This window comes from Rhodococcus sp. IEGM 1306, from assembly GCF_036541985.1.
Lineage (GTDB): Bacteria > Actinomycetota > Actinomycetes > Mycobacteriales > Mycobacteriaceae > Rhodococcus_F > Rhodococcus_F qingshengii.
On record NZ_JAZHFF010000006.1, the window covers coordinates 351,248 to 364,370 of the forward strand.

Below are 13,123 nucleotides of genomic sequence, written 5' to 3' on the forward strand. Positions count from 1 at the left end.
CACAACCTATCGGACTTCGCCGATCGAAACATGTCCGCAGCGAGAGCTCACCCGGCCGTGACGATCGCCCGTCCGCAAACTGCAAAGGGCCTAACATCGACTCAGGCATCCGCCAGAACCGGACGCATCGCACACTCACCTCACAGGAGACACCTTGAGCACTCGCACAGCCCGATCGTTGGGACCCGACCTCGTTCTCGCCGGCACAGTCGCCAAGCGCGCAGAGATACTGGTCGTCGGCCTGACGTCGGGTCCGGACGGCCCCGAAATCGCACTCAGCGAAGGCATCGTCGCCGAAGACGTACTCGCCGAGATCCTCGACAGCCTCATCGCCGTCGGCGCCACCGGCAAGCCCGAGCAGCTCACTCGTGTCCCGGCACCGAGCGAACTGTCGGTCACCAGCGTTCTCGCCGTCGGACTCGGCTCTGCCGACAAGCTCGGCAGCGAGCAGATCCGTAAGTCCGCCGGCGCCGCAGCTCGCTCGTTGTCCGGCATCGACACCGTCGCAACCACGCTCTCGATCCTCGACCTCGGTGCAGCCGCCGAGGGATTTGCGTTGGGCGCGTACAGCTTCACCGAATTCAAGTCGTCCATGACGGCTCCCGGTCCCGATTCGCAGCCACTGGCCCGCGTCGAACTTCTGGTGCCGTCGCCGCGCACGAAGGAGACCAAAGCGACGCTGGCACGGTCGGCTGCCATCGCCGAGGCCGTCGCCACCGCACGCGAGTTCGTCAACACTCCCCCGAGCCACCTCTACCCCGCCGAGTTCGCCGCGCGCGCGAAGGCACTGGGCGTCGAGGCCGGGCTCACCGTCCAGGTTCTCGACGAGAAGGCACTCGAGAAGGGTGGCTACGGCGGAATCATCGGCGTCGGCAAGGGCTCGTCACGCCAGCCGCGTCTCGTCCGCCTCGAATACGCGTCGAAGAAGCGTGGTGCCCGCAAGGTCGCACTGGTGGGTAAGGGCATCACCTTCGACACCGGCGGAATCTCCATCAAGCCCGCCGCCGGTATGGAGAACATGACCTCGGACATGGGCGGCGCCGCAGCCGTCATCTCCACCGTTGTGCTTGCCGCCAAGCTCGGCCTGCCCGTCAACGTCGTCGCATACGTACCGATGGCCGAGAACATGCCGTCCGCGACCGCCCAGCGTCCCGGCGACGTGCTGACCCAGTACGGCGGAATCACCATCGAGGTCGTCAACACCGACGCCGAGGGCCGTTTGATTCTTGCCGACGCGATGGTTCGCGCGGGTGAGGACAACCCCGACTACATGATCGACACCGCCACCCTCACCGGTGCGCAGATGGTCGCGCTCGGCAACCGCACCCCCGGAGTCATGGGAACCGACGAGTTCCGTGACCGCGTCGCCTCCATCTCGCAGAGCGTCGGCGAGAACGGCTGGGCCATGCCGCTGCCGGAGGAATTGCGCGGAGATCTCGACTCCAAGGTCGCCGACATGGCCAATGTCACCCCACACCGCTGGGGCGGCATGCTGGTCGCAGCTCACTACCTCAAGGAATTCGTTCCCGAGGGTGTCCAGTGGGCGCACATCGACGTCGCGGGGCCGGCCTACAACACGTCAGGGCCGTGGGGTTACACCGGCAAGGGCGGCACCGGCGTTCCCGTTCGCACGATGATCTCGGTCCTGGAGGACATCGCGGTAAACGGCTGACCCCTTGCTGTGCGCCTTTATTGACCCCCCGCGGTTAATAAAGGCGCACAGCAGTTCAGGCGCCGTCGCGCAATTCCTGCTCTCGGGCCCGCTTGCGTTCGATTCGCTTACGTTCGTCGTGATCGCGCATACGCTGCGGATATCCCGTCTTGCGGACGTCGTAGACCGGGATCTTCAGGTCCTGTCCCAATTTGCGGGCACCACGTTCGCCGCCGACACGACGACGAGTCCACTCCCCGTCCTTCGCAACCAGGACGACGGTCACCTCGGTCACCGTCGTCTGCGGTTCCACATAGGCCTCGACGCCTTCGTGCGAGTGCGCCCAATTCGCCAGATGATCCGCATCACTTTGCGCTGCGGCCTGAGCCGCACTTGGCGGACGCTTGAAACGATCGAACAGTCCCACGGTCGTACCCTCCTCGGTACCGACGCCGCGGATGCACCCCGGCGATATGTCAAGTTTGCCAGGCGATGTCCGTTGTGCCTGCGCACGACATACCGTTTGGTCCGCTTACGACGTTACAGCCGGACCCCCGACGCATACCTACTCGCCAGTAGCCGACACACCCGAAACGGACGGCATCCCCCTCATCGGACACGCCCGGCGTATCAATGGAAAGATGAACGACGGTGACGCCGCGCCCGCGCGTCGACATCGGCAAAATAGCTACAAGTAGCCGCACGTCGCGCGCCACTCGAGCACAATGCATTACGACCACAAGTCGACAAAATTCAACAACCCGAACACAACTGTCGAGGAGTCAAAAGACATGGCCTTCTCCGTCCAGATGCCAGCCCTAGGTGAGAGCGTCACCGAGGGAACTGTCACACGGTGGCTCAAGCAGGAAGGAGACACGGTCGAAGTCGACGAACCCTTGCTCGAAGTCTCCACGGACAAGGTCGACACCGAGATTCCGTCTCCCGTCGCCGGCGTCCTGACCAAGATCGTCGCGCAGGAAGACGACACCGTGGAAATCGGTGGCGAGCTCGCCCAGATCGGTGAAGCCGGCGAAGCCGCAGCACCCGCGGCAGAGGCACCCGCCCCCGCCGCCGAGGAAGCTCCCGCCGAGGAAGCGCCGGCTGCCGAAGCTCCCGCTGAAGAAGCTCCCGCTGCCGAGGCACCCGCCGCTTCGAGCGGTTCCGCTGAAGGTACCGCCGTGACGATGCCCGCCCTCGGCGAGTCCGTCACCGAAGGCACCGTCACCCGTTGGCTCAAGGCTGTCGGCGACGAGGTTGCCGTCGACGAGGCGCTGCTCGAAGTCTCGACCGACAAGGTCGACACAGAGATCCCGTCCCCCGTCGCCGGAATCCTGCTCGAGATCAATGCGCAGGAAGACGACACCGTCGAGATCGGTGGCCAGCTGGCCGTCGTCGGATCCGGCGCACCCGCCGCGGCTCCGGCACCCAAGGCCGCTCCCGCAGCACCGGCCGCACCCCCTGCCCCCAAGGCTGAAGCACCGAAGGCCGAAGCACCCAAGGCTGAAGCACCCAAGCCTGCTGCCGCACCGGCCGCACCCGCTCCGAAGCCTGCTGCGGCTCCCGCACCGGCGGCCGCACCCGCAGCTTCCGGCGACAGCAGCCCGTACGTCACCCCGCTCGTGCGCAAGCTCGCAACGGACAACGGCGTCGACCTCGCGACCGTCACCGGCACCGGCGTCGGCGGCCGCATCCGCAAGCAGGATGTGCTCGCCGCTGCGGAGGCCAAGAAGGCTCCCGCCGCCGCTGCTCCTGCTGCAGCACCCGCGGCCGCACCGACCGCCACCGCAGCCGCAGGCGTCCGACCCGAACTGGCACACCTGCGTGGAACCACGCAGAAGGCCAACCGTATTCGGCAGATCACGGCCACCAAGACACGTGAGTCGCTGCAGAACACCGCTCAGCTCACGCAGACCTTCGAGGTGGACGTCACCAAGATCGTCGCCCTGCGGGCCCGTGCCAAGGCCGGCTTCATCGAGCGCGAAGGCGTCAACCTGACGTTCCTTCCGTTCTTCGCCAAGGCAGTCGTCGAGGCGCTGAAGTCGCACCCGAACATCAACGCAAGCTACGACGAGGCTGCCAAGCAGATCACCTACTACGACGCTGAGCACCTCGGCATCGCAGTGGACACCGATCAGGGCTTGCTCTCCCCCGTCATCCACAACGCCGGCGATCTCGGCCTGGCCGGCCTGGCCCGAGCCATCGCCGACATCGCCAAGCGTGCACGCTCGGGTGGCCTGAAGCCGGACGAGCTCTCGGGTGGCACCTTCACCATCACCAACATCGGCAGCCAGGGCGCGCTGTTCGACACCCCGATCCTGGTACCGCCGCAGGCGGCCATGCTCGGAACCGGCGCGATCGTCAAGCGCCCGATGGTGGTCACCGACGAGAACGGCAACGAGTCCATCGGCGTTCGCTCGATGATCTACTTGCCGCTGACCTACGATCACCGTCTGGTCGACGGCGCCGATGCCGGCCGATTCCTCACCACTGTTAAGCAGCGGTTGGAAGAAGCCTCGTTCGAAGCTGATCTGGGCCTGTAAGCAACTGCTCGGCCGGCCGGGGCGTCATCTCCATCAGGAGGTGGCGCCCCGGCTTTTTCAGTACGGTCGGAGATATACGTTCGGATATCGAAGCACGCTGAATCGAAGGAGGCTTTCCGAATGCGAGTAGTCATCGCCGGCTCGTCCGGTTTGATCGGAACGGCCTTGGTGTCATCGTTGCGCTCCGACAACCACGACGTGGTGCGTCTGGTGCGACGCTCGACCGCCGGCCCCGACGAATCGCGTTGGGACCCGGACCACGACCGTCTGGACCTCTCCATCCTGCAGGGCGCCGACGCCGTCGTGAACCTCTGCGGCGTCGGCATCGGCGACAAACGGTGGTCGGGTTCCTACAAGCAAGCGATCCGTGACAGCCGCATCGTCGCGACCGACGTCTTGGCCGAAGCGGTCGCGAGTCAGAAGGTTCCCGTCCTCGCCAACGCGAGCGCCGTCGGCTATTACGGCGACACCGGCGACAAGATCGTCGACGAGGATTCGCCGGCAGGCACAGACTTTCTCGCCACGACGTGTCGCGATTGGGAACTTGCCACCGAACCGGCGCGTGCGGCGGGTGCCCGCGTCGTCAATCTGCGGTCCGGCGTCGTGATTTCACCTCATGGGGGCATGCTCGGTCGGCTTCGGCGCCTTTATTCGTTCGGCCTCGGCGGGCGACTGGGCAACGGTCGCCAGTACTTTCCGTGGATCTCACTCGAGGACGAGTGCGACGCGATCAAGTTCGCGCTCACGAATTCCGAACTCTCCGGTCCCGTCAACCTGACCGGTCCGGCCCCTGTCACCAATGCCCAGTTCAATGACGCCATGTCCCGTGCGGTCCACCGCCCGGCTCCCTGGATCGTTCCCGGGTTCGCACTCGAAGCGTTGATCGGAGAATTCGCCAAGAGCGGCATCCTCGGTGGCCAGCGCGCCATTCCCGCAGCTTTGGAAAAGGCGGGATTCTCTTTCCGCCACAACACGATCGGCGAAGCGCTGGCGGCCGCACTCGGTTGATTCCGAAGTCGGGCGTAATCTCTACGTCCATGAGCAGCGCTGCCGTTTCCGCCCGGTTCTCGAAACTGCCGATCGCCGTCGAGCAACTCGGTTCGATCGACTACAACGCCGCGTGGGACCGCCAGCGTGAGCTCGCGGCAGTGCGGGCGGACGACATCGGACCGGACACGCTACTGCTCCTCGAACACCCGCCGGTGTACACAGCAGGACGACGCACGGAACCCGAAGATCGTCCCGTCGACGGCACGCCTGTCATCGACGTCGACCGCGGCGGGAAGATCACCTGGCACGGCCCCGGCCAGCTGGTGGGATATCCGATCGTGAAACTGGCCGAGCCCATCGACGTGGTGCGGTATGTCCGACGCATCGAGGAAGCACTGATCACGGTGTGCACGGACCTCGGCCTGAACTGCGGGCGCATCGACGGCCGCTCCGGCGTCTGGCTGCCTGCCGAACTCGCAAACGGGCAATGGAAGCCCGAGCGCAAGGTTTCTGCCATCGGCGTGCGCGTCCAACGGGGCGTGGCACTGCACGGCTTCTCCCTGAACTGCAATTCGGTCCTGACCGGATTCGACAACATCATTCCCTGCGGCATCCGTGACGCCGGGGTCACGACGCTGTCGCATGAACTCGGTCGCGACGTCACCGTGGACGAAGTCACTCCCGCTGTGACCGAGGCAGTGATCGCTGCTCTCGACGGAACCATGCCCGTCACCGAACGGAACGTCGAGCGCGTCACCTTCGAAAGCGCCTCGCCTACTCCGACTTTTACTACCGTTCAGTACAGCTGACGGGCTCGCCCGAACCCCGTTGCAGTAATCACCGGGCGTAGGATCACTGTCGTGACTATCGCCCCAGAAGGACGTAAGCTGCTCCGTCTCGAGATCCGAAACGCGGAGACGCCCATCGAACGCAAACCCAACTGGATCAAGACCCGAGCAAAGATGGGCCCCGAGTACACGGAGCTCAAGGGCCTGGTCAAGCGTGAAGGTTTGCACACCGTCTGCGAGGAAGCGGGCTGCCCCAACATCTACGAGTGCTGGGAAGACCGCGAAGCCACGTTCCTGATCGGCGGTGAGCAGTGCACACGCCGCTGCGACTTCTGCCAGATCGACACCGGCAAGCCCGAAGCCCTCGACCGCGACGAGCCCCGTCGCGTCGCGGAAAGCGTTCAGGCCATGGGCCTTCGGTACTCCACGATCACCGGCGTCGCCCGCGACGACCTCCCCGACGGCGGCGCCTGGCTCTACGCCGAGACCGTCCGCAAGATCCACGAACTCAACCCGGGCACCGGCGTCGAGAACCTGGTTCCGGACTTCAACGGCAAGCCCGAACTGCTCGACGAGGTCTTCGCCTCACGCCCCGAGGTACTCGCACACAACCTCGAGACCGTCCCCCGCATCTTCAAGCGGATCCGTCCGGCATTCCGGTACCAGCGCAGCCTCGACGTCATCACCGCAGCACGCGACTACGGACTGGTCACCAAGTCCAACCTGATCCTCGGCATGGGCGAAACCCCTGAAGAGGTCACCGAGGCGATGGCAGATCTCCACGCCGCCGGTTGCGACATCCTCACCATCACCCAGTACCTGCGCCCCTCGCCCCGGCACCACCCCGTCGAGCGGTGGGTCAAGCCCGAGGAGTTCGTCGCACACTCGAAGGCTGCAGAAGAGATGGGCTTCGCCGGCGTCATGGCCGGTCCGTTGGTTCGCTCGTCGTACCGCGCCGGCCGCCTGTATGCGCAGGCCATGGCACATCACGGCCGTGAACTTCCCGAGGCGCAGCGTCATCTGACCGAGGGCGGCGACGCTTCCCAGGAAGCCAGCTCACTCATGGCGCGCCTGAATCGCTGATCCACTTTTTGCTGTGCGCCTTTATTAACCGCGGGCGGTTAGTAAAGGCGCACAGCAATGGACGTATCCTGGGTACATGGCGAACGGCAGCAAATCCGGTAAGGGCAAACCCACCAAAGAGGCAAAGGCTGCAGCGAAGGCTGCCCGCAAGCAGGCTTCCAAGGAACGTAGAACACAGCTCTGGCAGGCATTCCAGATGCAGCGCAAGGACGACAAGCTCCTCCTGCCGCTGATGATCGGCACCCTCGTCGGTGCGGCTCTGGTCTTCTTCCTGGTCGGCCTCATCTGGGGCCTTCAGTGGTTCCTGCTGCCGATCGGCATCGTTCTCGGTCTCCTCGGCGCCTTCATCATCTTCGGTCGTCGCGTCCAGAAATCGGTGTACAAGAAGGCTGAAGGTCAGGCCGGTGCCGCTGCGTGGGCGCTCGACAACATGCAGGGTGCGTGGCGCGTCACGAATGCCGTCGCCGGCACTACCCAACTCGATGCTGTTCACCGCGTCGTCGGACGGCCGGGTGTCATCCTCGTCGCCGAAGGTTCGCCGCAACGCGTCAAGGGCCTCCTCGCGCAGGAGAAGAAGAAGACCGCCCGCCTCATCGGCGACACCCCGATCTACGACATCATCATCGGCAACGACGAGGGCCAGGTTCCGCTCTCGCAGCTCCAGCGCTACTTGAACAAGTTGCCCCGCAACATCGACACCAAGCGCATGGACAACATCGAAGGTCGCCTCGCTGCACTAAGCGCACGCGGCGGCGGAGCAGCGCTTCCCAAGGGCCCGATGCCCGGAGGCGCGAAGATGAAGGGAATGCAGCGAACCATTCGTCGTCGCTGACACTCCCCCACAGCAAAACGAAAGACCCGGGCCCACACGGACCCGGGTCTTTCTTTACTTCGAGAAATTTGTGTCAGCGCGATTTCACGAGCAAAGTGCCGGTCGCGCGGTCCTGCATACCGCGACCGTCGATGTCGGTGATGGTCGCGGGAATCACGAACACAAGCAGTGCCTGACGTCCGAGCGCGCGCACGAAGCCCACTCGAATCGGGCCTTCGATTCGTGCAACCTGAAGTCCGAGGACGAACTGCCCCGGTGTGAAGTTGAACAGCGCCACCGTGACGACGCCGACTGCGAACCACACCATCAGCGTGACAGTCGAGGTCATACCGTCGAAGAAGTCGCCGGTGATGAGCGAGGCCACTCCCACAGCCATCACCCAATCCACCAACAGTGCCGCGATACGACGGCCCGAACCGACCAGCGAACCCGGACCCTCCTGAGGGAAACCGAGGAGCTCGCCACGGTACGACTGCTCACGGCCGTCCGCGCTCTTCGGCAAAGCTGCTTGCGGCCCAGAGAGCCAAGTTCCGGTGATACGTGCCATGCTGTCCAGGATAGGCGTCGCAGCACCGTAGTCCAGATTTGCCGGGTTTTAACTGTGTGGCCGGTCACATGGACTTCGGAAATCCCCAGGATGCTGCGACGCGTAACACTGCCGAAACAAAGGGTTGACGAGCGGGCAACACCAGCTCCCTACCGTCTGCCTCGACGGATTCAACCGACATCACTTGGCTGAAGCGACTTAAGGAGCACAAGCGTGGCGTTCACCACGGCCGAAGAGGTCATCAAGTACATCGCGGACGAGAACATCGAGTACGTCGACATTCGGTTCAGCGACCTGCCCGGCGTCCAGCAGCACTTCTCGATCCCGGCGTCTGCTTTCAACCAGGACGTGTTCGAGGACGGCCTCGCATTCGACGGATCTTCGGTCCGCGGATTCCAGTCGATCCACGAGTCCGACATGATGTTGCTTCCCGACGTCACCACGGCGCAGATCGACCCCTTCCGCAAGGCGAAGACCCTCAACATCAACTTCTTCGTGCACGACCCGTTCACCCGTGAGTCCTACAGCCGCGACCCGCGCAACGTTGCCCGCAAGGCCGAGGAGTACTTGGTCAGCACCGGCATCGCGGACACCGCATTCTTCGGCGCCGAGGCCGAGTTCTACATCTTCGACTCGGTTCGCTACGACTCCGGCATGAACTCCGCGTTCTACGAGCTGGATTCCATCTCCGGTTCCTGGAACACCGGCGCAGAGACCAACGCCGACGGCTCCCCGAACCTCGGCTACAAGGTTCGCGCCAAGGGCGGCTACTTCCCCGTCGCTCCGTACGACCACTACGTGGACCTGCGCGACGAAATCTCCACCAACCTGACCAACGCGGGCTTCGAGCTCGAGCGCGGCCACCACGAGGTCGGTACCGGCGGACAGCAGGAGATCAACTACAAGTTCAACACGCTGCTCGCAGCTGCTGACGACCTGCAGCTGTTCAAGTACATCGTCAAGAACACCTGCTGGCAGCACGGCAAGTCCGCGACCTTCATGCCGAAGCCGCTCTTCGGTGACAACGGCTCGGGCATGCACGTCCACCAGTCCCTGTGGAAGGACGGCAAGCCCCTCTTCCACGACGAGTCCGGCTACGCGGGCCTCTCGGACATGGCTCGCCACTACATCGGCGGCATCCTGCACCACGCTCCGTCGCTGTTGGCCTTCACCAACCCGACGATCAACTCGTACCACCGTCTGGTGCCGGGCTACGAAGCCCCCATCAACCTCGTGTACAGCCAGCGCAACCGCTCGGCAGCTGTCCGTATCCCGATCACGGGCAACAACCCGAAGGCAAAGCGTCTAGAGTTCCGCGCACCCGACTCCTCGGGTAACCCGTACCTCAACTTCGCTGCACAGATGATGGCCGGCCTGGACGGCATCAAGAACAAGATCGAGCCGATGGCTCCGGTCGACAAGGACCTCTACGAGCTTCCCCCGGAGGAGGCTCGCAACATCCCGCAGGCTCCGACCAGCCTCGAGACGGTCATCAACCGCCTCGAAGCCGATCACGAGTACCTGACCGAGGGTGGCGTCTTCACCACCGACCTTATCGAGACCTGGATCTCGCTCAAGCGCGAGCAGGAAATCGCTCCGGTCAACCTGCGTCCGCACCCGTACGAGTTCGAGCTCTACTACGACGTGTGATCCGCATCCTGACGTAAGTCAGACCTGCGAGTACCGAGTCCACCCGTCCCGCTTCTGCGGGGCGGGTGGACTTGTTTCGGTCCGAGGGAAACCCCTCGGACAGATGATGACCGGCCTTCATACCGGACGCGGTCGAATCGCGGATCAGCCGCGGGCACGTTGACCGATGGCCGCATTGTTGACGATATGGGCGATTCGACCTGCCCGTGTTGCGTCTCGAGCGGCACTGACGATCCACCACAGCATCTGTTTGCGGGCGCTGGGCGGAAAACTGTCCCAGTTACTTCGCGCTTGCGTGTCCAGGTCCAGCGCCGCCTGCAAGTCAGATGGTTCCTCGAGGTCTTCGACTTGGTCGAGAATCGTCCACCAACCAGTGGATTTCGCGGCAGCAATGGCACCACGACCAGCAGCGGTCATGAGGCCACGCGCCTCCATATCAGCTGCGCGTTCGCGGTTGAGTCGGGTCCAGGAACTCTTGCGTCTCCGCGGTGTGAACAGTTGCAAATTGCGCTCTTCGTCGAAGACGGTGTTGGTGGAATCGATCCACCCAAAGCAGATCGCTTCCTCAACGGCCTGAGGGTAGGGGCAGCGTGGTCGGCTGGTGGTGGTGCGCCAGGAGCACAACCACACTCCGCGGCCTGACGTGTGATTGTCCGTCAACCAAGTTCGCCACTGTTCGCGAGTCTCGGCGTGGATGATCGGGTAGTCGAACTTCCACGTCTGAGGGTGGACGGAAGCCGGCGGCGATGATTTCGAATCGGTCACTTACTCTCCAGCCTAGAGGGAATCGGATACGTGTCTCGATAGACGAGGGGCCTGCGCAGGGAACACGTCCCCGCGGCAACTTGGACGTGAATGGTCTTGTCGCGCAATCCTCTTCTGACTGTCATGGTGGCGAGACCCTGAGGTGAAGGGCGAGCCGACTGACGGTGTCGGCAAGCTCGGTTGGTTCGATGACGACCACTGGGGCGGTGAGCGCAATGCGCGCAACCGTCATGGCGAGCCTGCCGAGATCTTCGCTGCGGATCTCGACAAGGCAGCGGTCCGCTGCCACCTCGATCGGTGTGTGGTCAATCCATCTGAGTACGCCCTCGAGGTCGGCGAACGTAGCTTCGATGGCGAGTTTTGCATCGTGGTGACGGGGTGGCGAGCCAACTGATCTCGCGACGAAGCCTGCCGCGTCACCGCCCGGGATCTCGCGTGGCGTGAAATGACTGCCTGCCAGCCAGGGCTCCGAGAGCCGGTCCAGTCGAAATGTTCGCCAATCCGAACGATGGTGGTCCCATGCTACGAGATACCAACGACGCCCCGCCGTGACAAGGCGGTGCGACTCGACGAGTCGTCTGCTGCTCTCGCCATCACCTCGCCGATAGTCGAAACGATCGTGCTCGTGGTCGCGACATGCCGCAGCGAGCACACTGAGTGCTTCGGGATCGACGATGTCGTCATTTGCCCGCCGCATGGAACTGACGCTCGAATGCAGTGCCGACACACGTCGGCGTAGTCGATGGGGCAGGAGTGTTTCGATCTTCGTCAGCGCGCGCAGCGCCGTTTCTTCGATGCCTCCGATGGCGGCCTCGGCGGCGTAGCGCAGTCCGACGGCTACCGCCACGGACTCGTCATCGTCGAGGATCAGGGGCGGCACGTGCGCCCCCGTTGCAAGTCGGTAGCCCCCGTATTTTCCGGACGTGGAATCGACCGGATAGCCGAGGTCGCGTAGGCGATCGATGTCGCGGCGTACCGTCCGCTGCGTGACATCGAGTCGTGCGGCAAGTTCGGCACAGTGCCAGAAGCGATGAGTCTGAAGGAGCGAGAGCAGTTGCAGTGCTCGGTCTGTGGGATCGTTCCGCATTTCTTCAGATTGCCAGCGATCTAGGACTTTATGTGTCCACGATGCTCCCTATCGTCGGAGCAACCGGTCGATCCAGACACGAGATCGGTACTCGACTCAAAGGAGCATCCGTGAATCCATCCGACTTCCCCAGGCCCGTCCTCATCCCAGTGAACGGCGTGGAACTCGAAGTCTTCGAAGCAGGGCGACACAATGCCGGGAAACCCATCGTGTTGTGTCACGGATGGCCAGAGCACGCCTATTCCTGGCGATACCAGGTGCCCGCCCTTGTCGAGGCGGGCTACCACGTCATCGTCCCGAACCAACGCGGCTACGGCAATTCGTCACGTCCGACCGAAGTGACGGACTATGACATCGAACATTTGGCGGGTGATCTCATCGCACTTCTCGATCACTACGGCTACGACGATGCCACCTTTGTCGGTCACGATTGGGGTGCCTTTGTCGTGTGGGGCCTTACCCTGTTGCACCCGGACCGGGTAAACAAAGTGATCAACCTGAGCCTGCCCTACCAGGATCGCGGAGAGCAGCCGTGGATTGAGTTCATGGAAGCCGTGCTTGGCGGTGATTTCTACTTCGTCCATTTCAATCGACAGCCGGGCGTCGCGGACGCGGTGTTCGAAGACAACACCTTCCGGTTCCTCCGCAACCTGTACCGGAAGAACGAACCCCTCAGGGAACCTCAGCCGGGTATGGCGCTGATCGATCTCGCCAAAGCAGAGACACCACTCGGTGAGCCCCTGATGAGCGATAGAGAATTGGCCGTTTTCGTCTCCGCCTTCGAATCGACAGGATTCACGGGCAGTGTGAACTGGTACAGGAACCTTGACCGCAACTGGCATCTGCTGGCGGAGGTGGACCCGATCATCCAACAGCCCACACTCATGATCTACGGCGACCGTGACGCGATCGCGAGAGCTGAGAACCTGACAGAGTTCGTGCCCAATGTGGAAGTAGTCAATCTCGATTGCGGTCACTGGATCCAACAAGAAAGACCCGAAGAGACCAACCAAGCGATCTTGAACTGGCTGCAGCGGCAGGATGCCACATAGTTTCAAGGCTAGGTGCGGTCTCAGTGAAAATGTCAGTCTCATTCAAGTCCAGTAGGGGGCTTGATCCGGACCGACCGTCTTCGAGATTTGGCGAGAGCGTCGGTAAACAAACCATGCACTCAACCCGACGATGGGCAC

General features: G+C 63.4%; 12 protein-coding genes. 8 read left to right on the top strand and 4 right to left on the bottom strand.

The window, feature by feature from the left end:
- Window positions 1-154 precede the first annotated feature (154 nt).
- Window positions 155-1,672, top strand: a complete 1,518-nt coding sequence (locus tag V3587_RS19650; RefSeq protein WP_007730044.1) for a leucyl aminopeptidase — start codon at window positions 155-157, stop codon at window positions 1,670-1,672.
- A 55-nt stretch (window positions 1,673-1,727) separates the two neighbouring features.
- Here the strand turns inward: V3587_RS19650 and V3587_RS19655 are convergent, their stop codons facing one another.
- Entirely contained in the window at window positions 1,728-2,078 is a 351-nt protein-coding gene (locus V3587_RS19655) for a hypothetical protein (RefSeq protein ID WP_003941713.1), read from the bottom strand.
- Between the two features lie 364 nt (window positions 2,079-2,442).
- Here V3587_RS19655 and sucB point away from each other — a divergent pair, with 364 nt between their 5' ends.
- The 5 genes from sucB (at window position 2,443) to V3587_RS19680 (ending at window position 7,884) form a co-directional block, all read left to right on the top strand.
- Window positions 2,443-4,191: a 2-oxoglutarate dehydrogenase, E2 component, dihydrolipoamide succinyltransferase gene (gene sucB, locus V3587_RS19660; RefSeq protein WP_283377209.1), complete on the top strand. Its 1,749-nt coding sequence runs from the start codon at window positions 2,443-2,445 to the stop codon at window positions 4,189-4,191.
- A 120-nt stretch (window positions 4,192-4,311) separates the two neighbouring features.
- On the top strand, window positions 4,312-5,199 hold the full coding sequence (locus V3587_RS19665; RefSeq protein WP_118603008.1) for a TIGR01777 family oxidoreductase: 888 nt from the start codon (window positions 4,312-4,314) through the stop codon (window positions 5,197-5,199).
- Between the two features lie 29 nt (window positions 5,200-5,228).
- On the top strand, window positions 5,229-5,990 hold the full coding sequence (gene lipB, locus V3587_RS19670; RefSeq protein WP_209447544.1) for a lipoyl(octanoyl) transferase LipB: 762 nt from the start codon (window positions 5,229-5,231) through the stop codon (window positions 5,988-5,990).
- Between the two features lie 51 nt (window positions 5,991-6,041).
- Window positions 6,042-7,052 carry a lipoyl synthase gene (lipA, locus tag V3587_RS19675; RefSeq protein WP_003941610.1) on the top strand — a complete coding sequence of 337 codons (1,011 nt, stop codon included), beginning with the start codon at window positions 6,042-6,044 and terminating at the stop codon, window positions 7,050-7,052.
- Between the two features lie 76 nt (window positions 7,053-7,128).
- Entirely contained in the window at window positions 7,129-7,884 is a 756-nt protein-coding gene (locus tag V3587_RS19680) for a DUF4191 domain-containing protein (RefSeq protein WP_003941625.1), read from the top strand.
- A gap of 73 nt (window positions 7,885-7,957) precedes the next feature.
- Here V3587_RS19680 and V3587_RS19685 read toward each other — a convergent pair whose 3' ends face one another.
- Entirely contained in the window at window positions 7,958-8,431 is a 474-nt protein-coding gene (locus tag V3587_RS19685; RefSeq protein WP_003941579.1) for an RDD family protein, read from the bottom strand.
- 213 nt (window positions 8,432-8,644) lie between these two features.
- On the opposite strand from V3587_RS19685, the gene glnA reads away from it, so the two are divergent.
- Window positions 8,645-10,081, top strand: coding sequence for a type I glutamate--ammonia ligase (gene glnA / locus V3587_RS19690; RefSeq protein WP_003941609.1), 1,437 nt, complete (start codon window positions 8,645-8,647; stop codon window positions 10,079-10,081).
- Between the two features lie 144 nt (window positions 10,082-10,225).
- On the opposite strand, the gene V3587_RS19695 is transcribed toward glnA, so the two are convergent.
- Window positions 10,226-10,846, bottom strand: coding sequence for a YdeI/OmpD-associated family protein (locus V3587_RS19695; RefSeq protein WP_042445829.1), 621 nt, complete (start codon window positions 10,844-10,846; stop codon window positions 10,226-10,228).
- Window positions 10,847-10,967: 121 nt separating this feature from the next.
- Window positions 10,968-11,933, bottom strand: coding sequence for a helix-turn-helix transcriptional regulator (locus tag V3587_RS19700; protein ID WP_283377210.1), 966 nt, complete (start codon window positions 11,931-11,933; stop codon window positions 10,968-10,970).
- Between the two features lie 110 nt (window positions 11,934-12,043).
- On the opposite strand from V3587_RS19700, the gene V3587_RS19705 reads away from it, so the two are divergent.
- Window positions 12,044-12,985 carry an alpha/beta fold hydrolase gene (locus tag V3587_RS19705; RefSeq protein ID WP_054826291.1) on the top strand — a complete coding sequence of 314 codons (942 nt, stop codon included), beginning with the start codon at window positions 12,044-12,046 and terminating at the stop codon, window positions 12,983-12,985.
- Window positions 12,986-13,123: the final 138 nt, after the last annotated feature.

Bases quoted from the DNA above. Each gene is read 5' to 3' on its own strand.
- sucB (WP_283377209.1), top strand. From the start codon at position 2,443: ATGGCCTTCTCCGTCCAGATGCCAGCCCTAGGTGAGAGCGTCACCGAG.
- V3587_RS19665 (WP_118603008.1), top strand. From the start codon at position 4,312: ATGCGAGTAGTCATCGCCGGCTCGTCCGGTTTGATCGGAACGGCCTTG.
- lipB (WP_209447544.1), top strand. From the start codon at position 5,229: ATGAGCAGCGCTGCCGTTTCCGCCCGGTTCTCGAAACTGCCGATCGCC.
- V3587_RS19680 (WP_003941625.1), top strand. From the start codon at position 7,129: ATGGCGAACGGCAGCAAATCCGGTAAGGGCAAACCCACCAAAGAGGCA.
- V3587_RS19685 (WP_003941579.1), bottom strand. From the start codon at position 8,431: ATGGCACGTATCACCGGAACTTGGCTCTCTGGGCCGCAAGCAGCTTTG.
- V3587_RS19700 (WP_283377210.1), bottom strand. From the start codon at position 11,933: ATGCGGAACGATCCCACAGACCGAGCACTGCAACTGCTCTCGCTCCTT.